This is a genomic window from Proteiniclasticum aestuarii (assembly GCF_017368455.1).
In the GTDB taxonomy this organism is placed as follows: Bacteria; Bacillota; Clostridia; order Clostridiales; family Clostridiaceae; genus Proteiniclasticum; species Proteiniclasticum aestuarii.
Map to the genome: position 1 here is coordinate 24,892 of NZ_JAFNJU010000001.1, position 23,455 is coordinate 48,346.

The following is a 23,455-nucleotide window of genomic DNA, read 5'->3' on the forward strand; positions in this document are numbered from 1 at the left end:
TATAGCTGATATCTTCTCTTTCATCAAACACGCCCATTCACTCTTTTCGCAAATATTAAGATGAATTTAAATTTTTTGGGATATATTCGTACTATTGATTAATAGAATGAAAGAATGTCGGCGGCACGCAATTATATTCAGTAAAATTTCTATCCGGCATGCAAGGAGAATGGAATGAAAGAATACGAGAAGAGCACCATAGTGGATTTCAAGGAAGTGGACCGGTTTTTATATGTCAAGCTGGATGCCCTGGTGCAGATGCTGAACACCACTTCCATGTATCACACTGTAAGTCTGGGGCTCGCACCGAATTATATGGAAGAGATGGGACTTGTGTGGGTCCTCTACAGCTGGAATCTGCATCTGGAGGAAGGGGAGTACTATGCGAAGAATCTGCGTCTCAGAACCTTTGCCCTTTTCCAGAAAGACATCTATTCCCACAGATACTTCTACGTGGTGGACGAAGAGGGAAAAACGGTAGGCCATGCGCTCTCTGTGTGGATCGTCATCAATGCAGATAAAAGAAAGATGGTGAAGATTCCAGAGCATGTCAAAGAAGCGTACCTGGACAGAACCGATCCTTCTCTTTCCTTCCTTCAGAATGAAATCGTTCAGAAAATCGACATCAAGCCCCTGAAGAAAAGAAGAAACCCTGTCTACACCCATGAAAAACCCTTCGAAGTCCGATTCCACGACATCGACAGCAATGATCATGTGAACAACACGGTCTACATCGGCTGGGCCATGGAGTCTCTTACCACGGACACGAATGAAGATTACCTGCTGGTAAACGTACCGGAGGACCTCTCCATTGTCTACAAAAAGGAAAAGAGGCCTGGCGGCAATGTCATGGTAAGGTCTGTACTGGAGGACCGCACATCCTATCATGAAATCTATGATGAAGAGGACAACCTGCTGTCCATCGTGGAGCTGCAATGGAAAAAAAGAAACTAGAGAAGCATATCTTCAGAAAAATCCTCTTTGTCCTTGCCGCTGCTTTCGTGCTGACTTTTGTGGTGGTGGAAGGTCTCATCCTCTATCATGCCCAGAAGACCAGCGAGGAAAAGGCCGATGTCATCCTCATACTGGGCGCAAGACTTTATGGAAGAGCACCTTCTCCTGCGCTGTCGCTCCGCCTGGACAGGGGATACGCCTATCTCAAGGACCATCCGGAGACCATCGCTGTCGTATCCGGAGGCATCGGAAGAGGGGAAGAGATCACCGAAGCTCGGGCCATGAAAGACTATCTCATGGAGAAGGGGATCGAGGAGACCAGAATCCTTGCGGAGGAAGGCTCCTTCAACACCTACGAGAACATCACCTTCAGCATTGCGATGCTGGAAAAGGAAAGACCAGGTCTTCTAGAGAAAAAACCGAAATTCGGTATCGTCACCAGCGGTTTTCATGTATTCAGAGGAACACTCACCGCAAGAGAAAATGGACTGGATGCCTTCGGTATCCCTTCGGAAACCCCGCCCACCGCACTTCTGAAGGGCTACCTCAGAGAATATCTCAGTGTGCTGAAATACCTCATCATCGATCGGAACCGATGACACAAATTAAATGTATAACAGCCTGAGAGCTTATGCTGTAAGCTTTCAGGCTGTTCGTCTTTTAGTTCACCACTTTGATGTATTCCACTCTCGGGTCTTCGGTTCCCTGCACATAGAGTCCAGTCTTCTTGAGATCATTGACATAGTCCACAATTTCTTCTGTGATGACTTCTCCGGGACAGAGCACTGGAATTCCAGGCGGGTAAGCCATCAGGAACTCGCCAGACACTTCACCGATGCTGTCTTCAAGAAGAACGGAGACTTTTTCCGCATTGAATGCTTCTCTTGGAATCAGCACCTGCTTGGGAATGGAGGGTATGTCAATGAAGTCCGGTTTGATCTGATCCTTGTTCATGTACTCCTCGCTGATCTCTTTGAGGGCTGTGATGAGCTTATCCATGTTTTCTCTTGTATCGCCGAAGCTTCCTACGGCTAAGGTATTGTAGAGATCCGAAAGCTCCATCTGGATGTGGTACTTGTTGGCCAGGATCATATCCAGGTCGAATCCAGTGATGCCGAGATCCCTGCAGGTGATGCAGACCTTCGTGGGGTCTAATGCAAACACACCGGGATTGCCCAGAATCTCATTGCCGAAGCAGTAGAATCCTTCAATCTTGTTGACCTCGTTTCTCAGATACTGGGCATTTTCGATGGCCTTGTCAAGGAGTTCTTCTCCATCCAGGGCAATCTGTTTTCTTGAGGTATCCAGCGATGCCAGAAGGATGTAGGAGGGGGACGTGGTCTGCAGAAGATTCATGATCTGCTGCACTCTTGCAGCACTGACGTATTTCGTCCTCACATGCAGTATCGATCCCTGGGTCATGGCTCCGATGATCTTGTGGGTGCTCTGGGCACACAGATCTGCTCCCGCCTGCATGGCGGACATGGGCAGCTTGCCTGAGAACGCAAGATGGGGTCCATGGGCTTCATCCACAATCAGAGGAATGTCGTATTCATGGACGATTTCGGCGATTCTTTCCAGCTCTGTAGCCACACCGTAGTAGGTGGGATTGATGATGAGCACCGCCTTGGCATGGGGATTTTCTCTCAAGGTCATTTCCACGGTTTCAGGTGTCACCCCCTGAGCGATGCCAAGTTTCTTGTCCAGCTCCGGCTGCATATAGACGGGAATGGCTCCGCTGAGGATGATTCCTGCCGTAATGGACTTATGGACGTTTCTGGGCACAATGATGGTGTCTCCTTCACTGACAACAGACATGATCATGGCCTGGATCGCACCGGAGGTTCCATGAATGGAGAAGAATGAAGCATCCGCTCCGTAGGCATCCGCTGCAAGCTCCTGGGCTTTCTTGATCGGTCCTGTAGGATGGTGCAGGGAATCCACCAGCTGGAAAACCGTAACATCTATCTTGAAGGGATTTTCCCCGATATATTTTTTGAAATTCTTTTCAATTCCTTCTCCTTTTTTATGTCCTGGCACATGAAAGGGTACAGTATCCCGATCCACATATTCCATAAGGGCATCAAAAAGAGGAGTCTCATTCTGATTCAGCTTATACAACTTTACAGCCACCTTCTTTCCGTATTCTCCGATTTCCATGACATCTCATGTCAAAAATAACTATTTAATAATAGCATAATTCTTCTTTTTTACAATGAAAAATCTCAGCACTTCGTTACTTCCATTCTATTATATAATGACAATATTTTCATCTCATCTTTCGTAAACATTTTCCGTTTCTCCACAAACATCGGAGAATGCGAGATAAATCTGTGAAATCTCATCCGGAATATATTATAATGTGAGTAAAGTATGTATAACCAAGGAGGAAATCAGCATGTCCTATAAAGAAAAACTGCAGGAATGGCTTGAAAGCGAATTTGTATCAGAGGACTTCAAAAAGGAACTCAGCGCAATCACAGAGGAGAAGGAACTGGAGGACAGATTCTATACCGAACTGGAATTCGGTACAGCTGGCCTAAGGGGTATTCTGGGGGCTGGAACCAATCGAATGAATATCCACACAGTCGGAAAGGCAACAGAAGGGCTGGCCAGGCATCTCACAAAGACCGTGGAGCATCCCTCCTGCGCCATCGCCTACGACTCAAGAATCAAGTCCGATGAATTCGCGAAGGTATCCGCTCTGATTCTCTGTGCCCATGGTGTCAAAGTCTATCTTTATGATACACTGGCACCAGTGCCGCTGCTGTCATTTGCGGTAAGACACTATGAGACCAGTGCAGGCATCGTCATCACAGCTTCCCATAATCCTCAGGCCTATAACGGCTACAAAGTGTATGGTTCCTATGGAGGACAGGTCACCGACGAGGAAGCGGACAAAATCCTTACGGAAATCCGGTCCATCGAGAAATTTGATGAAGTGGCATCCATGTCCGAGGAAGAGGCACTAGAAAAGGGCCTGCTTCAGTACATCGGAGAAGACGTGCTGAAAACCTACATTGATTCCATCAAGACCCTGACAGTCAAAAAGGACATGCTGAAGGAAAATGCGGAAAATCTCTCCATCATCTATACACCGATTCATGGGTCAGGTAACATCCCCGTACGTCGTGTCCTGAAAGAGCTGGGCTACACCAACGTACATGTGGTAAAGGAGCAGGAGCTCCCAGATGGAACTTTCCCCACCGCACCGTATCCGAATCCTGAAAATCCACAGGTCTTCGAACTTGCACTGAAGCTGGCGGAAGAGGTAAAGCCCGACATCATCTTCGGAACAGACCCGGACGCCGACCGTGTAGGCGTCATCGTGAAGGATAATCAGGGAAACAATCAGGTGCTGTCCGGTAATCAGATCGGAATGCTCATCACCTACTATCTGCTGAAAGCCATGAAGGAAGAGGACAAAGTGCCAGAGAATGGCGTGGTCATCAAGACCATCGTTTCCACAGAAAGCGTCAGAAACATCACTGAAGACTTCGGCGTGGAGCTTCTGGATGTGCTCACAGGCTTCAAATACATCGGAGAAAAAATCGAAGAGTATAAAGAAACAAACGAAAAAACCTTCCTCTTCGGATTTGAAGAATCCTTCGGCTACCTTGCCGGAACCTTTGTACGAGATAAGGATGCCGTGGTGGCTTCCATGATTCTCTGCGAAATCGCAACCTACTACAAGACCAAGGGCATGACGCTCTATGATGCGCTTATTGAAATCTACGAAAAATACGGATTCTTCCGTGAGGAGATCGAATCCTTCACCAGGACTGGAAAAGACGGTAAAGACCAGATCAGAAAGTGCATCGACTACTTCAGAAACAATACCATCACCGAAATAGACGGTGTGAAAGCCCTCAACAAGGAAGACTATAAACTGAGAGAAAGAGTCAACATCCAGACCGGCGAAAAGACCCCCATCACGCTGCCTGAATCCAATGTCATCAAGTACATGCTCGAGGATGAATCCTGGTTTGTCGTGAGACCATCGGGAACGGAGCCGAAGATGAAAGCGTACATGGCCGTGAAGGGAAATTCTCTGGAGGATGCAGACCGCAAGCTGGAAGCATTCAAGAAAGAGGTCATCTCTCTTGTCAATAAAGGCTTCTAAGCTCATAATAGGAGGTCCAATTGGATTACATCAATCATCTGAAATCAAACTTATCCGGTCTCATCTTTCTTGAGATCAACAAAACCATACTCGTTGAACATTTTCAGATTCCTGAAATCAGAGAGAGAGAGGAAGAACTTTTTCTTCCTCTCTCTCCTGAGTACATCGCAGAGAACATCAATGAGGATCTGACGAAAAATCTTCCCTTTGGTGAATTCGTCAAAGGGATGTATTATGTGGCAGGTGCGGATCCCAGCTTCAATCAGATGGATCTCTACAAAGCGATCCTGAACCGGCTCAGCAGGGCGTCGGTCATCAAAGGGCTCGTCACGAAGCTGATCCAGGAGGAGAAGCTTGAAGAAGCACTGATCTATCTTCTTGGACTCTATCATGTCCATGGAGAGAAGGAAGTGCTGAAAAACGCGCTGGTGCTACTGGAGGAGCTTTCCCTGAAGATATCCATGTACAGAGAGGCGCTCCTGAAATACGCCGATGAAGCCATCGCTCTCGATATCATCGAAGGCTATCTCTTCAAAGGATCCGCTCTGAGATTCAAGGAGGACTTTGTTGGAGCACTCCACAACATCCGAGAGTATCTGAGACTGGGCGGAGAAGAAACCAGTGAAATCACTGAAGAAATCGAGTTTCTTGACCGTAAGAGCCGAATCCTGGAAGGAGAGGAGATTCTCTACGATAATCCCCAAAGGTTCCTGGAGCTGGTGCTGCCGCTCCTGAGCAGGGAAGAAGACAACCCGAGACTTCTTCTCATGATCGCCATCGCCTACAGAATTCTCAAGAACCACGAGAAGGCGATTTTCTATCTGAACGATGCACTGGCCGTCGATGAGGCCTATGTGGATGTTCTCAATGAGCTGGGCATCAACTATGCGGCCATCGGAGACTATGCCCAGGCTGTGAACTACTTCAGAACACTCTTCGAACAGGTCCGGACCATCGAGATCCTCACGAATCTCATCATGTGCTACATCAATCTGGGGGATCTGAACGCAGCGAAGGATCACATCGCCATCGGGGAGCTCATGGACGGTGAGGACGAAATCCTTCTGGAAATAAAAGCCTACATGGACAAACTCGAAAAAAAGAAGGAATAGAAACCGGATGTTTCCCTATAATATGCAGTAGGAAATCCGGTTGACAGTCTACGGATTATGGCATATAATAATTTTTGAACGAATGTTCTTTATTTAAGGAACGACAGAATTTTACAACACAAGGAGTGAATGATTTGGCTAATATTAATGCAGATAAAATGAAAGCTTTGGACGCTGCCATGAATCAGATTGAAAAACAGTTTGGTAAAGGTTCCGTAATGAAACTGGGTGCAGATTCCAAGCTTAATCTGGCCTCCATCCCCACAGGATGTCTGGGACTGGACATCGCACTGGGAATCGGCGGAATTCCAAAGGGAAGAATCATTGAAATATATGGACCTGAATCATCAGGTAAGACCACTGTAGCTCTGCATTGTATTGCCGAAGCGCAGAAGCTTGGCGGAATCGCCGCTTTCATCGATGCAGAACACGCACTGGATCCTCAGTATGCGAAAAGACTGGGTGTGGATATTGACAACCTGCTGGTATCCCAGCCTGACACAGGAGAACAAGCCATGGAAATCGCCGAGGCTCTTGTCAGGTCCAACGCCATCGATCTTGTCATCGTCGACTCCGTAGCCGCACTGGTGCCCAGAGCGGAAATCGAAGGAGAGATGGGGGACAGCCATATGGGCCTTCAGGCAAGACTGATGTCCCAGGCTTTGAGAAAGCTTGCCGGTACGGTAAGCAAGACCAACTGCAGCATTCTCTTCATCAATCAGCTGAGAGAAAAGATCGGCGTCATGTTCGGTAATCCAGAGACGACACCAGGTGGACGTGCACTGAAATTCTACTCTTCTGTAAGAATGGACATCAGAAGAATCGATTCCATCAAGAGTGGAGACAGCGTCATCGGAAACAGAACCAGGATCAAGGTCATCAAGAACAAGGTCGCTGCACCCTTCAAGATGGCAGAGTTCGACATCATGTACAACGGTGGTATTTCCAGAGAAGGAAATGTGCTGGATGTAGGGGTGAGTGAGGAAATCGTGGACAAGTCCGGTGCATGGTTCTCCTATGAAGGAACCCGACTTGGTCAGGGCAGAGAAAACTCCAAGAACTACCTTGCCGAAAATCCGGAACTGCTTCTGGAAATCGAAAATAAGATCCGCGCGAAGTATGAGCTTCCGCTGGCTAAGATGGCGGAGATCATCGAAGCCAAGGAAATCATCGCTGAAATCGAAGAAGAAGAAGCCGATAAGAAAAAGAAATAATTTAATGTGAGACTGGTTCCATGAACCGGTCTCTTTTTCATGAAAGAACATCGGAAGGTTCTGAACCTGAAACGATCTGTTTCATCCACTTGAGAACAGACTCTGATCCGCCTCATCACACCTTCAGTAAAAGGTTTACAGAAGGTGTGATTTTACTGATTAATATTCAGAGGAATTATTTGACACTTATTATGGGATAAGATACAATAAATTTGTATTGGTTTATCAAAATTCACAGTGAGAATGATATGCACTTTCCAAGCTTTCACATTTAGCTATAAAAAATGACTAAAAAAGCAAGGAGGTGTAAATATGAGCACAGAACAAATCGCTATTATCGTAACAGGCGTTGTTACATTACTGGTGGTAGGTGCCATAATCTTATATTTATCAAATAGTAAGTTGAAAAAAGCCAAGGAAATTCTTGGCGAAGCGGAAAAAGACAGCAGAAGAATCCTCGAGGATTCGAAGAAAGAGGCAGAAGCACTTAAGAAGGAAGCATCTCTTGAAGCAAAGGATGAGGCATTCAAGCTGAAGACTGAAGCGGAAAAAGAAGTCAGAGAACGAAGAAGCGAAGTCCAGAGACTTGAAAGAAGGACCATCCAGAAAGAAGAATCCTTGGACAAGAAACTGGAACAGCTGGAAAAGAAAGAGGAAACCCTCAATAAGAAGATTTCCGATCTGACTGTCAAAGAGAACGAGACAGAAGAGCTTCTGGCAGCTAGAAGAACTGAACTGGAAAAAATCGCCGGTCTCACACAAGAGGACGCAAAGAAAGTGCTGATGGATGAAGTCAGAGGTGAGGTTCAAAGAGACCTGACACTGATGGTAAAGGAAATGGAATCCAGAGCAAAAGAAGAGGCGGACAAGAAAGCGAGAGAAATCATTACCACTTCAATTCAGAGGTGTGCAGCGGATCATGTATCTGAAACCACAGTGCATGTGGTATCCCTGCCAAATGATGAAATGAAGGGTAGAATCATCGGACGAGAAGGTAGAAACATCAGAACACTGGAAACCCTTACAGGCGTGGATCTCATTATTGATGATACACCAGAGGCTGTAATCCTATCCAGTTTCGATCCGATCCGAAGAGAAGTTGCAAAACTGACACTAGAGAAACTCATTGTAGATGGAAGAATTCATCCTGCAAGAATTGAAGAGATGGTGGAAAAATCCAAGAAAGACGTGGAGAATGTGATCAAGGAAGAAGGCGAACAGGCTTCATTCGAAATCGGTATCCATGGAATTCACCCGGAACTGCTGAAACTTCTGGGAAGACTGAAGTTCAGAACAAGCTACGGACAGAATGTCCTTAAGCATTCCATAGAAGTCGCCAATCTGGCAGGCCTCATGGCAACAGAACTGGGATTAGACGTAACACTTGCAAAAAGAGCAGGACTGCTTCATGACATCGGTAAAGCCGTGGATCACGAAGTAGAAGGCGGTCATGCACTGATCGGTGCAGATCTGGCGAAGAAGTATCATGAGTCAGCACTCGTTGTAAATGCCATCGGAGCCCATCATGGTGATGTGGAGATGATGTCCATGGAAGCGGTACTGGTCCAGGCGGCAGACGCAATCTCTGCGGCAAGACCTGGTGCAAGACGTGAAACTCTGGAAAACTACATAAAGAGACTCCAGAAACTGGAAGAAATTGCAAATTCTTACGAAGGCGTTGAGAAGTCATATGCAATTCAAGCTGGAAGAGAAATCAGAATCATTGTTAAACCTGATGTGGTTGATGATGCGGGCGCAATGCTGATGGCAAGATCCCTGGTCAAGAGAATAGAGGAAGAAATGGAATACCCTGGACAGATCAAGATCAATGTCATTAGAGAAACCCGATCTGTTGATTACGCAAAGTAATCCGGAAACTGTAAAAGGATTCGGAAATTGAATTTGAAAGTTAGAGAAGAGCAGATCTTAGGACCTGCTCTTTTTCCTTTCCCTCTCCTTGACCCTTCAGAAGAGACCCTCTATAATTGAACTAATCTTTGCACCATAGGTGCATCAGTACAAGAAAGCGAGAAAGAACATGGCGACATTTTTCCTTATAGTAATCTACGCAGCCTTCATCGGTCTGGGACTTCCAGATTCCGCCCTAGGGGCATCCTGGCCAGTAATGCATCAGTCCCTGGGCATTCCCATTGAAAACGCGGGCATCCTGTCCGTCCTGACCACCGGCGGGACCATCCTGTCCAGTTTCCTGAGCGGGCGTGTAACAAGGCGTTTCGGTACAGGGAAAGTGACTCTCATAAGCGTACTCATGACCGCTCTGGCCCTTCTGGGCTTCTCTCTGGCACCGGACTTTTACTGGCTTGCTTTTCTGACTCTTCCTCTTGGCCTGGGAGCAGGTTCTGTGGATGCGGCACTGAACGGGTATGTGTCCCTCAACTATGAGGCAAAACACATGAGCTGGCTGCACAGCTTCTGGGGTGTAGGCGCCACCGCGGGGCCCATGATCCTGTCCTTTTTCCTGCTGACAAGCAGCGGATGGCGAGCCGGATATCGGGTCATCTCCATCATCCAGCTCGGCATCGTTCTTCTGCTTTTCCTGACGCTGCCCTTGTGGAAGCGCTTCGAAGGGAAAAACGTCTCCGATCAGGAGGAAGAGGATGCGCATGAAACAAGGGAAGAAGACAGCCTCTATAAAATCCCGGGCGTCCGGTATGCCATACTGAGCTTCTTCGCCTACTGCGGCGTGGAAATGACCATGGGGCTATGGGGTTCCAGCTATCTTGTGAATTTCATCGGATACAGCGCTGAAACGGCAGCCAGGTATACCTCACTCTATTTCGGCGGCATCACCCTGGGAAGATTCCTCACCGGATTCATCACCATGAAACTTTCCTTCCGTACCATCATCAGAGGAGGCATCCTGTCCATTCTTCTGGGCATTCTCCTGATTCTCTCGGGCATCTCCCTTTTCCTGTTCCCGGGCTTTCTGCTGGTAGGCCTGGGATGCGCGCCGATCTTCCCCGGCATGATTCACGAGACCCCCACGCGTTTCGGTAAGGCCCATGCACAGAGCATCATCGGTATCCAGGTGGCTTTCGCCTACATGGGCAGCACCTTCATGCCTGCTCTGTTCGGTCTTCTTGCAGGAAGAGGTTATCTGGAGCTTTTCACCCCCTATCTCTTCACACTGCTGGCACTGCTTCTCTTCTCCACGGAAAAGATCAACACCATGATGAAAAAACGGATCATGATCCGTAAGCAGCAGAATAAAATCATCTCCTGACAGGAGGAAAGGGTGAAGGAAGAATCTCCTTCACAAGCGGTGAAGTCTATGAGCAGCATCGATCTGCATATGCATTCGAACTACAGTGCGGATGGAGAGTACAGCCCAAAAGAACTGATGGAGATGTGCCATCGCAAAGGTCTCAAAGTGGTGGCACTTTCCGACCACAACAGCATCAGGGGGATTCCTGAAGCCATGCAGGCCGCAAAGAGGTACGGCATCCATGTGATGCCTGCCATCGAACTGGACTGCACCTATGAGGATGTGAACCTTCATGTGCTTGGCTATGGTATCCATGAAGATGGACGCTATGATGCCTATGAAGAGGATCAGGAAAGACAGGAAAAGTCTTCTGCAGAGGATCGCTTGGCTCTACTTGAAAAACTGGGCATCGTCTTCAGCAGAGAACGCATCCGGGAGATTTCCAGAGGAGGAATCGTCACAGGCGAGATCCTTGCCGAAGTGGCCATGGAACTGCCGGAGAACAGAAATCATCCGCTGATGCTTCCCTATTACGAAGGGGGAGACAGAAGCGATAATCCATTCGTGAATTTCTACTGGGATCTCTGTGCCAAGGGGAAACCGGCCTATGTGCCCATCCACTATATGAGTCTTTCGGAAGCCGTCGAGCTGATCATGGATACGGGTGGCGTACCGGTCCTTGCGCATCCGGGTCAGAATATCGGACTGGATACCGCTCTTCTTGACGGGATTCTTTCTGAAGGCGTTCTGGGAATCGAGGTCTACAGCAGCTATCATGATGAGAAGACCAGGGCTCATTACCTTTGCGAATGCCGAAGAAGAGGACTGTTTTTCACAGCCGGCAGCGACTTCCACGGCAGAACAAAGCCCGCCATCTCACTGGGCTTACATGGAAGCAGAAACCAGGAAGAGGAAATCCTCAAGGGTCTTATGAGCCATCTGGAATAGGAACAGTTTCTGCATCTCGACTTCAACAGAGAACAGGTCCCATAAGGGCCTGTTCTTTTTCATTCCATCCGCTTCCGTACACAGCCTTCAGTATGCAGACATACAGACATCAGAAAAGACCTGGAACATTCGTGATGAATAGCTCCAGGTCATGGATTATGGGTTCCTTCTTTACGTTTAAAGGGATATCACAGGAGATTCCAGAAGGTAGGTAAGAAGATCTCTGATTCCATCACCTGTGACGGCACTAACATGGAACACTTTCTGACATCCGCTCAGCCTCAGCCAGATTTCCGCCTGGATCGGATCCGCGTCATCCTGGTCGATCTTCGTGACGATACCTATGACTTCTCGGTTCACACAAGGGGCGACGTTGGGTGGGAAGAGAGAATAGGGTTCCGTGGCGCTGATGAGAAGTCCAACCACATCCGCCTCATAGGAATAGAGGGCAAGGGCCAGGGAGAGATTTCTGTTCTCCGCATACTCACCTGGCGTATCAATGATCACATCATGGTAATGGATGTACTGTGTTTTGTGATAGGAGACCTTCTTTCCTTTCAATGCCTGGGTCAACGTGGTTTTCCCGGATTCACTCCGACCGACCAGTAGCATTTTCTTCATAGCTAGGTCCTCGTCACGTCACAGATACTGAACCCCAAACCGTCTCTGACATAGTTCGTTATGGCTCTCATGGCGGACTCCACCTCTGAAATCTTTCCCGTAATGATCAGCGTTCCGCTGAAACGGTCCACAAAACCCAGATCGATGTTTGCGGTCTTCACGGCCAGATCCCCCGCAATGATGGCTGTTTCGCTGGGCGTCATGGTGATGATGCCGATGGATGATTTATGATAGTCCACATGAGGATTCAGTCCGAGTTTCTTATAGATGATTCTATCCGGATTGGCGATGAGATGGGCCAAGGTGATCTGTTTTCCAGGCACCGACTCCTGGATGATTCTCATTTTCTGATCTTTCACTTCCATGAACTCACTCCTTTGATACTACCTTCATTATAAAATATCCTGCGAAGGAGAACCTGACACTATTTTGCAGTATAACACTACAAATTTACTCTTTTGTCCGTTTACGTCTGGAGAAACTATGGGGAAGCGCAAAGCAGTACACTTCTTTTTCACATTTTCCACGCTTCAGCGTGAAATCGATATCAGTATTACAGTAAAAAGCGGATTCCTCTGTCAGGATGTGAATACCGCTTAATTTCGGAGAATGAGATTACAATTCACCCAGAATATGTTAAATTTAATATATAGAAAGAGGTGAGGTAAATGCTGAGTGATCTGCACATCCATACGACTTACTCAGATGGAGCATTTACACCTGATGAAATTATTGAAATGGCGAGAGAGAAAGGGATCCGTTACATCAGCATAACCGATCATGACACCATGGGCGCTTATGAGAATCTGCAGACGGAATACAAGGATCTTACGGTGATCAGCGGAGTGGAAGTCTCCACGTACTACAAGGGTCTGGAACTGCACATACTGTCCTATTTCCATGATCCCTTCGACAAGCCACTCCTGGACCTTCTGGAACGCTTTAAAACCGATCGGGTCGAAAGATATCATAAGATCCTGAAGAATCTTGAAGGAATGGATATTCATCTGCCCGATGAGGCTCCTCCGAAGGATTCCTACGGAAGAGCGCATATCGCGAAGCTTCTCATAGAACATGGTTATGTGAAGAACATCAAGGAAGCCTTCAATGTCTATCTTGACGTGGATAAGATCGCCTACGAGAAGAGGTATAAGATCGATACACGCGAGGCGCTGAAAGCGCTGCGAGATGCAGGCGGAATACCGGTACTTGCTCATCCCGGCGAGAAGCTCTATAACCTTCATTTTGAAGCACTGCTGACAGAGCTGAAGGTGCATGGGCTGCTGGGACTGGAAGTCTATCATCCTTCCCACAAGAAGGAGCTGACCAACAGGTTCTATGCACTGGCGAAAAAGCACAGAATGGTAATTTCAGGTGGAAGTGATTTCCATGGTCAACTGGACCTAAAAAAGAATTCATTCAACGACAAGCTTGGGCGTTATGGGCTCAACGACCATCTGATGACGAAACTCATCAGATACAACCGCAATCTCAGAAAATCAAAATAAAAGCACAATTCAAGGGGGAAAATATGAATTTTTCAGAAAAAGCAGCGAAACTTGCACCATCCATCACACTGGCCATCACAGCAAAGGCGAAGCAGATGAAGGCCGAAGGGAAGGACATCATCGGATTCGGTGCCGGTGAACCGGATTTCAACACGCCATCTAACATCATTGAAGCCTGCAAAAGAGCTCTGGATGAAGGAAAAACCAAATACCTTCCAGCATCGGGCCTTGTGGAGCTGAAGGATGCCGTCATTGCAAAATTCAGCCGGGACAACGGACTTCACTACACAAGAGAGCAGGTGATCATCTCCACTGGAGGCAAGCAGTGTCTTGCCAACGGACTCAGTGCACTGCTTAATCCCGGAGATGAAGTGCTCATCGCAAAGCCTTACTGGGTAAGCTATCCTGACCTGGTGCATCTGGCAGACGGTGTTCCCGTTATTGTCGACACAAAGGAAGAAGACGACTACAAATACACGCCGGAGAATCTTCAGGCTTCCCTGACGTCCAAGACGAAGGTGATCATCCTGAACAGTCCGAACAATCCTACAGGCACCATCTATTCCAGGGAAGAACTGCAGTCCATTGCGGATTTCTGCGAAGAGCATGACATCTTCATCATCTCCGATGAAATCTATGAGCCGCTGATCTATGGAGAAGAGAAGCATTATTCCATTGCCTCACTCAGTGAGGAGACCTATAACAGAACCCTGGTGATCAATGCCCTGTCCAAAGCCTATGCCATGACAGGGTGGAGACTCGGATATGCCGCTGGACCCAAGGATCTCGTAAAGATCATGTCCAATATCCAGAGCCACACCACTTCCAACTCCACCTCCTTTGTTCAGTATGCGGCTGTAGAGGCGCTGAGCGGCGATCAGAGCTTCATTCCAGAGATGAACAAGGAATTCAGGAGCAGAAGAGACTACATGATTGAGCGTACCGAAAAGCTGGATGGACTGAAATACATCTATCCGAAGGGGGCTTTCTATCTGATGGTGGACATCAGAAACTACCTGGGAAAAACCTATAAGGGAAAAGTCATGGAAAACTCTCTGGACTTTGCAGACAGTCTTCTCAGCGACCATATGGTGGCACTGGTTCCTGGTTCAGGATTCGGACTGGAAGGGTTTGTGAGACTTTCCTATGCCATCAGCAAGGAATCTATCGGAAAGGGATTTGACCGCATCGAAGAATTTCTGTCTCAACTTTCATAGGAGGGAAGAAAATGAAAATGAAATGTGAACTCTACATGCCGGTGGCTGGAGAAATCATCCCCCTGGAGGAGGCAAACCATTACCTGAAAGATGATCTATTGGGTGGTATGGGCGTCTGCATCATTCCAGATGGAGATATCTTCTTTGCTCCTGTATCCGGTGAAGTGGTTCTTGTTTCCGACAATCTCAATGCCGTGGCCATCAGCACCAAGGAAAAACTGACCATTCTCATTCACGCGGGGCTCGACACAGCGAAACTCCAGGGTAGAGGTTTTGCCACTTATGTCAAAGTGGGCGATGAGGTCACTGTGGGGGATAAGCTTTTATACATGGACCGTGATTATGTGGAACTGGATGCGAAAATCACCACACCCATCATCATCACCACGCCAGAGAAGGTAAAGGATCTGTCTGTCAATTATGAGGTGTCAGGGGCGTTTGTAAAATTCGCAGAAATCTCTCTTTAGGATTTAGTTGTTTTAGCAATAAAACATGATATAATTAAGTTGTTTATTAAAAGTATATGAATATGAGGTGATTTAATGGTTTCAAAAGACGTTGCAGTAAAAAACCCAACCGGTCTGCACGCTAGACCTGCTACACTACTTGTCAAGAAGGCATCTTCCTTCAAGTCTGATGTAAGTGTGGAGTATAACGGCAAGAAAGCAAACGTAAAGAGTTTAATCGGTGTTCTATCCTTAGGAGTTACTAAGGGAGCAACCATCACAGTAATCGCGAACGGCGAAGACGAAGAAGTCGCCTGTGAAGAAGTTGCTAAGCTGATTGAAACACTTGAAGAGTAATTTTCAAGATAGTAGATGAAGAACATGCTAGGATTGAGTTTCAATCCTAGTTTTTCTTTTTCCATCCGGATGAAACCGAAAACACAAACATTTTTCAGGAATTTTGTTATAATGTATGTGTTTTGGTGTATAATTGTACTGTTGCATGTGCAGCATTTCTACTGAAGATCGAGGTGAATAAAACATGAAGAGCATACATGTCAAAGGAAATACCTACGTATTGGACCTGGACCTTCTTTATCTGCCTTACTACAAGATTGATGAAGAGAACATCATCCTTCTGGATACGGGATACATGAGAAACCACAGAGAAAAACTCATCACCTATTTCGAAGAGAACCATTTAAACGTGGCGGGTATACTCTGCTCTCACGCTCATATAGATCATGTGGGCAATGCGGCCTATTTCAGAGAAAAATACGGGTGTCCTGTAGCCATGACCAGAGAAGAAGCAGGCATCGTGGAATCCGTTCTGTCTCTGAAGAAGTTCTATGCCAATTACGCCATGAATCATGCCCGGGACCACTTCGGACATATGGTGGTAGAGACAGACCGGATGATTGAGCCCGATGAGACCGAAATCACGTTCTGCGGTGCAGACTTTCGGATACTTCATACCCCTGGCCACAGCACAGGGCACATCACCATCACAACACCGGACAATGTCACCTACATCGGGGATGCTCTCATCAGCTACGAGATCATGGAAAGCGCAAAACTTCCCTATGCCTATATCCTTACCCAGGATATAGCAAGCAAGATGAAGCTGTACAGCCTTCAATCCAGCCAGTATGTTCTGGCGCATAAAGGCATCTACCCGGATGTGAAGGATCTCATCACGGACAACATCTATTTCTACAGAAACAGAGCGGAAGAGATTCTTTCCGTCATTACAGGACCTATGACAAAAGAGGAGCTCCTTCAGGAAGTGGCTCTGATCATGCGGATACGGATCGATTCCACCTTCAAGTATCTGGTGGTGGAAAGAATGCTCCAGTGCTACGTGGAATATCTTCTGGAGACAGGCCGCATTATACAGGAAGTGCAGAATCAGTCTCTGAAATATATACCGATGCCAAAGAAGCAGTGATGCAAGACAAATATTGAAATCAGAAACAGAATGTAAACAGAAGAGGATCGAACAGGAGGATTTTATGAGAGATACTTACGAAAGCCCATTAAACAAAAGATATTCTTCAAAGGAGATGAGTTACATCTTTTCGGATGAGAAGAAGTTCAGAACCTGGAGAGCACTATGGATTGCACTGGCCAAAGCGGAAATGGAACTGGGCCTCCCCATCACCCAGTCTCAGGTTGATGATCTGATCCGTTATAAGGATGACATCAACTACGAGGAGGCGGAGGCAAGGGAAAAAGTGGTCCGTCATGACGTCATGAGCCATGTCTATGCCTACGGACTCCAGGCGGACTCCGCAAAAGGAATCATCCATCTGGGGGCGACCAGCTGCTATGTCGGAGACAATACGGACCTCATCATCATGAGAGAGGGACTTCAGCTGATAAGAAAAAAACTCATAGAAGTTTTAAAAAATCTTAAGGTATTTGCGCTAAAATACAAGGACGTGCCTACACTGGGATACACCCATTATCAGCCTGCTCAGATCACGACGGTGGGAAAAAGAGCAACGCTATGGATGCAGGATCTGGCACTGGATCTGGAAAATCTCAATCACACCATCGAAAACATGCGCTTCAGAGGGGTCAAGGGGACTACCGGGACCCAGGCAAGCTTCATGAGTCTTTTTGATGGAGATGAGATGAAGGTGAAGGAGCTAGACCGAAAGGTCGCAGCACATTTCAATTTCCCGAAAACCTTCAAAGTGACAGGGCAGACCTATCCCAGAAAACTGGACAGCTTCATTCTGAATACATTAAGTGAGATCGCACAGAGCGCTTATAAATTCAGCAATGATCTCAGACTGCTTCAGAGCATGAAGGAGATCGAAGAACCCTTTGAGAAGAGCCAGATCGGCTCCTCGGCCATGGCCTATAAGCGAAATCCCATGAGAAGCGAAAGAATGGGCGCATTGTCCAGATACATCATCGTGGATGCCCTGAACCCGGCCATAACCGCTTCCACCCAGTGGTTTGAAAGAACCCTGGATGATTCCGCCAACAAGAGAATCTCCGTAGCAGAAGCCTTTCTTGCACTGGATGGCGTTCTGAACCTCTACATCAACATCAGCGAAAGCATGATTGTTTACGAGAAAATGATTGCAGCGCATCTGCAAAGCGAGCTGCCTTTCATGGCGACGGAAAACATTATCATGGAAGGGGTCCGAAAAGGTGGAGACAGACAGGAACTCCATGAACTCATCAGAGAACATTCCATGGAAGCTTCCAAGCGTGTAAAACTGGAAGGACTGGACAACGATCTCATAAGCAGAATCCTTGCTGATGAGCGTTTTGGTCTCAGTGAAGAGGAACTTAACTCCACATTGAACCCTGAAAATTACATCGGCAGAGCACCTCAGCAGGTGGATGAGTTCATGAAGGAAGAAATTGACCCGCTTATTCACTTATATGAAAGCGACGACTTTCAAAAATCAGACATCACCGTCTAGAAAATACAGCATGAGAGGTCTAAAAGGCATGACCCTCTCATGTCTTCAAGGAGTAACACATGAGTCAGCAACTGCAAGTATTCATACTGAGTATGATTCCCATCATCGAGCAGAGAGGAGCAATCCCTCTAGGCTTTGTATATGAGATGGAACCAGTCACCATCTTTCTCTTGGCACTATTCGGAAGTCTCGTGCCATCACCATTCATCCTGCTCCTATTCAAGCAGATCTACAAATTCATGGCTTCGAAACCTTTTTTCAAAAGGTTTGTGGATCTCATCGATCACAAGATCGCCAAAAATACGGACAAACTGGAAAAGCGAAAGGAAATCGGTCTGATTCTTTTCGTGGCAATCCCGCTTCCTACTACAGGAATCTGGACGGGAAGCGCAGTAGCTGCCTTTCTGGGACTGGACTTCAAGAAATCACTGCTGTGCAATTTCATCGGAGCTGTTTTGTCCGCGACAGTGATTACCATCATCTGTCTGCTGATTCCCGGGTTCTTTACCGCGAAGACCATTTTCTAGAATAGAATGGTAAAGACATTCTCTGATGAAACGAGTCCGAGGATGTCTTTTGATATGACAGAACCGATCGACTCAGCACTTTAATAGGATTTCTTAAAATTATTTAAGAACTTAAGCCAGGAACTTTATATTCCATTTATAATTCTCAGATATAATCTGAAGGTATTAAGAAGGAGGATTCCCATGCATAGAAAAATCATCCTTGGCATACTGCTTGTTTTAGGGGTGCTGGTCCTTACTGCTTGTGGTACCAGCGAAGAAGAAATCGAGACACAGATGGCGCCAATCCTGGCCTATACCAGTGATAAAGAGGAAAATATAAAGTTCGTCCGAACAAAATCCTATGATGGCATGACCATCAAAGAATTTACAGATTCTAAATACTATTATGAAGTGACCCCAGAAGGACGGCTGATGACCATTTTTCTGAGAAATACTCCGAACAACACCTCACCTGATTTGGCAACAAAGGAAGAAATCCACCTGAAAGCGGAAGATAATCTGAAGAGACTGGATTACGAGGCGGAAAAGTTCAAGACTGTTGTAACCTATCATGAAAATATGAAACAGTATGAAAGCGTATCCCGCGAAAAACAGGATGAGTACTTTACCGGAAACAACATCTACATGCAGTATACCAGCGACGGTACGCTGATCAGCATTTCCTTCAAGTATGAAAATCCGGATGTACTGAGTACTGTAGACAAGATTTCTGTAGACGAAGCAAAGGAAATCATCATCAATTACTTCAGAGCCAATGCAAGTACAGAGGAATTCGCGTCTAAGCTCTCCAAGGAAATCATCAAGCATGAAGTGGATGTCTACAACAACAAGAAAGTCTACAATCTCTACTTCACTTTGGATGTCGGAGAAGGGGAAACCTTCGACTTCGTTTATGCTGTGAGCACTGAGTCTGGAATCATCCTTTACAGAAAAGAACTATAGGGAATTATGAGATAATCTGAAAAGATTATCTCTTTTTTATGGAAATCAATGAAGCCCCACCACTGATTTTATGCTATTTAATTTGACCATTTTAGATTTATGAGATAGAATCTAAATAATAATGGGACATTTAGTCAGTACATGAAATCGGTAGAATCAGCTCAGATCCTGATTCACTGATAGCACTGTCAGAAAAGAACTGATCATACAATAACGTCTCAAAGAGAGGAGAATTCATGAAGCATAAATTCATTAAAGGTACAGACAATACTAGAACTTTGGTGCTTTTTCACGGAACAGGGGGAAATGAGAACGATCTGATTCCTGTTGCACAGATGATTGATTCTGAAGCGAACATTCTGTCCTTGCGTGGAAACGTCAATGAGAATGGGATGAACCGCTTTTTCCGAAGAATTCAGGAAGGTGTCTTCGATGAAGAGGATATCCGGTACAGAGCCCGGGAAATCATAGAGTTTCTGGAAACAGCAGCAGAAGAGTATGGTTTCAGCTTGAATGCGCTTGCAGGTTTGGGCTACTCCAACGGAGCCAACATCATCGCAGCAATCCATTATCTGTACGGGTCTGTTTTTACTAAATCCATTCTATTTCATCCCATGGTTCCACTGAAGGAAACACCAGCTTCAAAACTTCAGGAAACCAGCATCTACATTGGGGCCGGAGAAAATGACCCCATCGTACCCCTGAACAATACGTTAGCTCTTGAAAAGACATTGAGTGAAATGGGGGCAGACGTATCCCTCCACACCTACAAGAGAGGACATTCCCTGACTCAGGAAGAAGTGCAGGATGCTTCTTCCTGGTATCATCAGACGTTCTGAATCTGACCGGATATATATATCCGGTTTTTTTCATGGAACGGAACCTGTACAGTACCTTCGCCCACATGTCACATTCTTCACCATGAAATCGCTTAACCCCCTATAAATAAAGGTGCAACTAACTGTCATATTCGCCAAAAAAGATAGAAACACCAGTGTATTAGTGCTATGATATATTTAAGACATGTGGTCAAATCTAACCGTATAGAATAGTACCAGTTTAGTAAAGACCTTCTGTCTAATCTCTGAAAGGAGGGAGTCGTATGAAACGAGTCTTGAAAACCATGATTATGACTGTTCTGATGTTTTCCATGTTTCTGACCACAGTTATGGCTATGGATGTATGGGAAGTTCGCTTTAACGGTGAAGTATCTCCCAGCCAGTCCCGCTGGCTTGCGAATGCCTATCAGGAAGCTGAAGAAAATCAGGCGGATGCGGTATATCTCATTCTGGACACTCTAGGTGGAAGAGTCGACTCTGCACTGGAAATGTCCAAAACCATTTCATCCATGGACACCATAGTTCTTGTGGATGGCGGAGCGATTTCAGCAGGTGCTCTCATGGCGCTTAGCGGAAGTGAGATGTACATGACTGCAGGTTCAACCATCGGTGGCGCAGAACCCCAGATCGGCGGTGAACGAGCTGATGAGAAAACAGTATCCGTATGGTCAGCAGAACTCGCTTCCCAGGCGGAAAAGAATGGAAGAGACCCACTCATCGCAAGAGCAATGGCAGACGATGCCATCGTTATTGAAGGCCTGGTGGAAGAGGGGAAGCTTCTGACGCTCACCGCGGAAGAAGCATTGAAATATGAGATGACGGATGGTATTTATCGTAGTGAACTCGATCTGAGAGCGGATAAGAATCTGAATATCATAGGATCTTCAGGAAAAACCACCATCAATTATGTGACGGATTTTCTGACAACCGCAGCAGTGAGTACTGTTCTATTGATGATTGGCATTGCAGGCATACTTATTGAATTGTTCACTCCAGGATTCGGAATACCAGGTGGCATTGGAATAGCCGCTTTGGGACTTTATTTTGGAGGAGGTATCCTCGCAGGGATTTCAGGATGGGAAGCAGCATTACTGTTCATCATCGGACTCGCATTACTGCTGGTAGAGGTATTCATCATCCCGGGATTTGGTATTGCAGGTGTTCTTGGACTTGCAGCACTATTTGGCAGTATATTCCTATCTACCCCGGATCCTTCAACGGCTGTACAGTCACTGGTCATTGCTATCATCGGGGCGGCGGTCCTGATCTTCATCGTGTTCAGGTTCACTCCAGGCAGAAAGGTCTTCAAACGTCTTGTGCTGGATATGGAGGAAACGCCCGAAAAAGGTTATGTAGCTGCAAAGCAGGGTCTTGCTTCTCTCATCGGTAAGCAAGGCATCGCCAAAACCACGCTCAGACCTTCCGGTACCGCTGAATTTGATGATGCTTTTGTTGATGTGGTCACTTCAGGTGAGTACATTGAAGAAGGCACCCCGATCATTGTCACTAACGTAGAGGGAATGAGAGTCATCGTAAAACAAACTAAAGGAGTTGACGTAGGTGCCGATTAGAAACTTTTTCAAGAAATTGGTACTAAGCATGGGCGAGACGCCGGAACGTGGCTATACCGCTGCGAAACCCGGATTAAAAGAGTACATCGGCAAAACAGGGATTGCTAAAACAACCCTAAGACCATCAGGTACCGCTATTTTTGATGGCGAATTAGTGGACGTGGTCACTTTAGGGGAATTCATCGAAGCTGGTACTGAAATACTTGTCACCAGTGTCGAAGGTATGAGAGTCATCGTAAAAGAAAATCAAAAGGAGTTGTAGTAAATGCCAGAAATTTATGGATCACTTATTCTATTCGTGATAATCATTGTTCTACTTATTCTACTTTTCACCATTATCCCAGTAGGATTATGGATCAGCGCTCTAGCAGCAGGTGTTAAAGTCGGATTCTTTAATCTGATTGGTATGAGACTTAGAAGAGTCGTACCAAGCAGAATCGTCAATCCTTGGATCAAGGGTGACAAAGCTGGACTGGAACTGAACGGAAATAAGCTTGAAGCGCACTATCTTGCAGGTGGTAATGTCGACAGAGTCGTCAATGCCCTTATCGCTGCAGAAAGAGCTCAGATTCCACTACAGTTCGAAAGAGCAGCAGCAATCGATCTTGCTGGTAGAGACGTTCTGGAAGCTGTTAAAATGTCCGTTAACCCCATTGTGATTGAAACTCCATTCATCGCTGCAGTAGCAAAGAATGGTATTGAAGTCAAAGTAAAAGCAAGAGTAACTGTACGTGCAAACCTGGATAGACTGGTCGGTGGTGCAGGACAGGAAACCATCATCGCCAGAGTCGGTGAGGGTATTGTAACAACAGTCGGTTCTGCAGAAGATCACAAATCCGTTCTTGAAAATCCGGATACGATTTCTTCCACAGTTCTGAAGAAGGGCCTGGATTCCGGTACTGCATTTGAAATTCTGTCCATAGATATCGCTGATGTGGACATCGGTAGAAATATCGGTGCGAAACTTCAGGAAGATCAGGCTCAGGCAGATAAGAAGATTGCTCAGGCAAAAGCTGAAGAAAGACGTGCCATGGCGGTTGCTCAGGAACAGGAAATGCGTGCAGAAGTACAAGCCATGCGCGCCAAGGTTGTTGAAGCTGAAGCTGAAGTACCAAAGGCACTATCAGAAGCATTCAGAAAAGGAAATATCGGTGCATTCGACTATTACAACATGAAAAATGTGATGGCTGACACCAATATGAGAGATTCAATTTCTCAGAGTGGCAAACAGCCTACCCCACAGCAGAAGGAAGATTAAGATA

23 protein-coding genes are annotated in these 23,455 nt (G+C 46.4%); 20 read left to right on the forward strand and 3 right to left on the reverse strand.

The features are described from left to right. Positions 1 to 174: 174 nt before the first annotated feature. Positions 175 to 954, forward strand: a complete 780-nt coding sequence (locus tag J3A84_RS00120) for an acyl-[acyl-carrier-protein] thioesterase (RefSeq protein ID WP_207597968.1) — start codon at positions 175 to 177, stop codon at positions 952 to 954. Further along, a complete protein-coding gene (locus J3A84_RS00125) occupies positions 936 to 1,553 on the forward strand; it encodes a YdcF family protein (RefSeq protein WP_207597969.1) in 618 nt (205 codons plus the stop codon). The genes J3A84_RS00120 and J3A84_RS00125 overlap by 19 nt, the downstream gene beginning before the upstream one ends. Before the next feature lie 61 nt (positions 1,554 to 1,614). On the opposite strand, the gene J3A84_RS00130 is transcribed toward J3A84_RS00125, so the two are convergent. After that, positions 1,615 to 3,075 (reverse strand): aminotransferase class I/II-fold pyridoxal phosphate-dependent enzyme, encoded by a 1,461-nt coding sequence (locus J3A84_RS00130; protein WP_207598479.1) that lies wholly within the window; start codon positions 3,073 to 3,075, stop codon positions 1,615 to 1,617. A gap of 277 nt (positions 3,076 to 3,352) precedes the next feature. Between J3A84_RS00130 and J3A84_RS00135 the strand changes: the two genes are divergently transcribed. The 6 genes from J3A84_RS00135 to J3A84_RS00160 all read left to right on the forward strand — a co-directional run bounded on the left by J3A84_RS00135 (position 3,353) and on the right by J3A84_RS00160 (position 11,577). Continuing rightward, positions 3,353 to 5,077: a phospho-sugar mutase gene (locus J3A84_RS00135; RefSeq protein WP_207597970.1), complete on the forward strand. Its 1,725-nt coding sequence runs from the start codon at positions 3,353 to 3,355 to the stop codon at positions 5,075 to 5,077. A 20-nt stretch (positions 5,078 to 5,097) separates the two neighbouring features. Beyond that, positions 5,098 to 6,189: a tetratricopeptide repeat protein gene (locus J3A84_RS00140; RefSeq protein ID WP_207597971.1), complete on the forward strand. Its 1,092-nt coding sequence runs from the start codon at positions 5,098 to 5,100 to the stop codon at positions 6,187 to 6,189. A 134-nt stretch (positions 6,190 to 6,323) separates the two neighbouring features. Then, entirely contained in the window at positions 6,324 to 7,403 is a 1,080-nt protein-coding gene (gene recA / locus J3A84_RS00145) for a recombinase RecA (protein ID WP_207597972.1), read from the forward strand. A gap of 312 nt (positions 7,404 to 7,715) precedes the next feature. Then, positions 7,716 to 9,272: a ribonuclease Y gene (gene rny, locus J3A84_RS00150; protein WP_207597973.1), complete on the forward strand. Its 1,557-nt coding sequence runs from the start codon at positions 7,716 to 7,718 to the stop codon at positions 9,270 to 9,272. Positions 9,273 to 9,441: 169 nt separating this feature from the next. Continuing rightward, positions 9,442 to 10,647 carry an MFS transporter gene (locus tag J3A84_RS00155; protein ID WP_207597974.1) on the forward strand — a complete coding sequence of 402 codons (1,206 nt, stop codon included), beginning with the start codon at positions 9,442 to 9,444 and terminating at the stop codon, positions 10,645 to 10,647. A 12-nt stretch (positions 10,648 to 10,659) separates the two neighbouring features. Further along, a complete protein-coding gene (locus J3A84_RS00160) occupies positions 10,660 to 11,577 on the forward strand; it encodes a PHP domain-containing protein (protein WP_342590920.1) in 918 nt (305 codons plus the stop codon). A gap of 177 nt (positions 11,578 to 11,754) precedes the next feature. Here the strand turns inward: J3A84_RS00160 and J3A84_RS00165 are convergent, their stop codons facing one another. Continuing rightward, positions 11,755 to 12,198 (reverse strand): EutP/PduV family microcompartment system protein, encoded by a 444-nt coding sequence (locus tag J3A84_RS00165; RefSeq protein ID WP_207597975.1) that lies wholly within the window; start codon positions 12,196 to 12,198, stop codon positions 11,755 to 11,757. 2 nt (positions 12,199 to 12,200) lie between these two features. Beyond that, on the reverse strand, positions 12,201 to 12,563 hold the full coding sequence (locus J3A84_RS00170) for a BMC domain-containing protein (RefSeq protein WP_207597976.1): 363 nt from the start codon (positions 12,561 to 12,563) through the stop codon (positions 12,201 to 12,203). A gap of 303 nt (positions 12,564 to 12,866) precedes the next feature. Here J3A84_RS00170 and J3A84_RS00175 point away from each other — a divergent pair, with 303 nt between their 5' ends. The 12 genes from J3A84_RS00175 (at position 12,867) to floA (ending at position 23,451) form a co-directional block, all read left to right on the forward strand. Next, positions 12,867 to 13,706, forward strand: coding sequence for a PHP domain-containing protein (locus J3A84_RS00175; protein WP_207597977.1), 840 nt, complete (start codon positions 12,867 to 12,869; stop codon positions 13,704 to 13,706). A gap of 23 nt (positions 13,707 to 13,729) precedes the next feature. Further along, complete coding sequence (locus J3A84_RS00180; protein WP_207597978.1) at positions 13,730 to 14,923, forward strand: pyridoxal phosphate-dependent aminotransferase; 1,194 nt, start codon at positions 13,730 to 13,732, stop codon at positions 14,921 to 14,923. An 11-nt stretch (positions 14,924 to 14,934) separates the two neighbouring features. Beyond that, on the forward strand, positions 14,935 to 15,390 hold the full coding sequence (locus tag J3A84_RS00185) for a PTS sugar transporter subunit IIA (protein ID WP_207597979.1): 456 nt from the start codon (positions 14,935 to 14,937) through the stop codon (positions 15,388 to 15,390). A 75-nt stretch (positions 15,391 to 15,465) separates the two neighbouring features. Continuing rightward, complete coding sequence (locus tag J3A84_RS00190) at positions 15,466 to 15,726, forward strand: HPr family phosphocarrier protein (RefSeq protein ID WP_207597980.1); 261 nt, start codon at positions 15,466 to 15,468, stop codon at positions 15,724 to 15,726. Between the two features lie 184 nt (positions 15,727 to 15,910). Next, positions 15,911 to 16,816 carry an MBL fold metallo-hydrolase gene (locus tag J3A84_RS00195; RefSeq protein ID WP_207597981.1) on the forward strand — a complete coding sequence of 302 codons (906 nt, stop codon included), beginning with the start codon at positions 15,911 to 15,913 and terminating at the stop codon, positions 16,814 to 16,816. 64 nt (positions 16,817 to 16,880) lie between these two features. Next, complete coding sequence (gene purB / locus J3A84_RS00200; protein WP_207597982.1) at positions 16,881 to 18,311, forward strand: adenylosuccinate lyase; 1,431 nt, start codon at positions 16,881 to 16,883, stop codon at positions 18,309 to 18,311. 59 nt (positions 18,312 to 18,370) lie between these two features. After that, complete coding sequence (locus J3A84_RS00205) at positions 18,371 to 18,838, forward strand: COG2426 family protein (RefSeq protein ID WP_207597983.1); 468 nt, start codon at positions 18,371 to 18,373, stop codon at positions 18,836 to 18,838. A 183-nt stretch (positions 18,839 to 19,021) separates the two neighbouring features. Beyond that, a complete protein-coding gene (locus J3A84_RS00210) occupies positions 19,022 to 19,783 on the forward strand; it encodes a hypothetical protein (protein ID WP_207597984.1) in 762 nt (253 codons plus the stop codon). Positions 19,784 to 20,019: 236 nt separating this feature from the next. Continuing rightward, entirely contained in the window at positions 20,020 to 20,622 is a 603-nt protein-coding gene (locus J3A84_RS00215; protein WP_207597985.1) for an alpha/beta hydrolase, read from the forward strand. A 263-nt stretch (positions 20,623 to 20,885) separates the two neighbouring features. Beyond that, a complete protein-coding gene (locus J3A84_RS00220; RefSeq protein ID WP_207597986.1) occupies positions 20,886 to 22,193 on the forward strand; it encodes an NfeD family protein in 1,308 nt (435 codons plus the stop codon). Further along, complete coding sequence (locus J3A84_RS00225) at positions 22,183 to 22,455, forward strand: NfeD family protein (protein WP_207597987.1); 273 nt, start codon at positions 22,183 to 22,185, stop codon at positions 22,453 to 22,455. The genes J3A84_RS00220 and J3A84_RS00225 overlap by 11 nt, the downstream gene beginning before the upstream one ends. 3 nt (positions 22,456 to 22,458) lie before the next feature. Then, positions 22,459 to 23,451, forward strand: coding sequence for a flotillin-like protein FloA (gene floA / locus J3A84_RS00230; RefSeq protein WP_207597988.1), 993 nt, complete (start codon positions 22,459 to 22,461; stop codon positions 23,449 to 23,451). Positions 23,452 to 23,455: the final 4 nt, after the last annotated feature.

Coding starts and splice junctions, on each gene's coding strand:
- J3A84_RS00170 (WP_207597976.1), bottom strand. CDS start 12,563: ATGGAAGTGAAAGATCAGAAAATGAGAATCATCCAGGAGTCGGTGCCT.
- floA (WP_207597988.1), top strand. CDS start 22,459: ATGCCAGAAATTTATGGATCACTTATTCTATTCGTGATAATCATTGTT.
- J3A84_RS00180 (WP_207597978.1), top strand. CDS start 13,730: ATGAATTTTTCAGAAAAAGCAGCGAAACTTGCACCATCCATCACACTG.
- J3A84_RS00220 (WP_207597986.1), top strand. CDS start 20,886: ATGAAACGAGTCTTGAAAACCATGATTATGACTGTTCTGATGTTTTCC.
- J3A84_RS00125 (WP_207597969.1), top strand. CDS start 936: ATGGAAAAAAAGAAACTAGAGAAGCATATCTTCAGAAAAATCCTCTTT.
- J3A84_RS00165 (WP_207597975.1), bottom strand. CDS start 12,198: ATGAAGAAAATGCTACTGGTCGGTCGGAGTGAATCCGGGAAAACCACG.
- J3A84_RS00120 (WP_207597968.1), top strand. CDS start 175: ATGAAAGAATACGAGAAGAGCACCATAGTGGATTTCAAGGAAGTGGAC.
- J3A84_RS00175 (WP_207597977.1), top strand. CDS start 12,867: ATGCTGAGTGATCTGCACATCCATACGACTTACTCAGATGGAGCATTT.
- J3A84_RS00155 (WP_207597974.1), top strand. CDS start 9,442: ATGGCGACATTTTTCCTTATAGTAATCTACGCAGCCTTCATCGGTCTG.
- J3A84_RS00215 (WP_207597985.1), top strand. CDS start 20,020: ATGAAGCATAAATTCATTAAAGGTACAGACAATACTAGAACTTTGGTG.
- J3A84_RS00210 (WP_207597984.1), top strand. CDS start 19,022: ATGCATAGAAAAATCATCCTTGGCATACTGCTTGTTTTAGGGGTGCTG.
- rny (WP_207597973.1), top strand. CDS start 7,716: ATGAGCACAGAACAAATCGCTATTATCGTAACAGGCGTTGTTACATTA.
- J3A84_RS00195 (WP_207597981.1), top strand. CDS start 15,911: ATGAAGAGCATACATGTCAAAGGAAATACCTACGTATTGGACCTGGAC.
- J3A84_RS00190 (WP_207597980.1), top strand. CDS start 15,466: ATGGTTTCAAAAGACGTTGCAGTAAAAAACCCAACCGGTCTGCACGCT.
- purB (WP_207597982.1), top strand. CDS start 16,881: ATGAGAGATACTTACGAAAGCCCATTAAACAAAAGATATTCTTCAAAG.
- J3A84_RS00135 (WP_207597970.1), top strand. CDS start 3,353: ATGTCCTATAAAGAAAAACTGCAGGAATGGCTTGAAAGCGAATTTGTA.
- J3A84_RS00185 (WP_207597979.1), top strand. CDS start 14,935: ATGAAAATGAAATGTGAACTCTACATGCCGGTGGCTGGAGAAATCATC.
- J3A84_RS00205 (WP_207597983.1), top strand. CDS start 18,371: ATGAGTCAGCAACTGCAAGTATTCATACTGAGTATGATTCCCATCATC.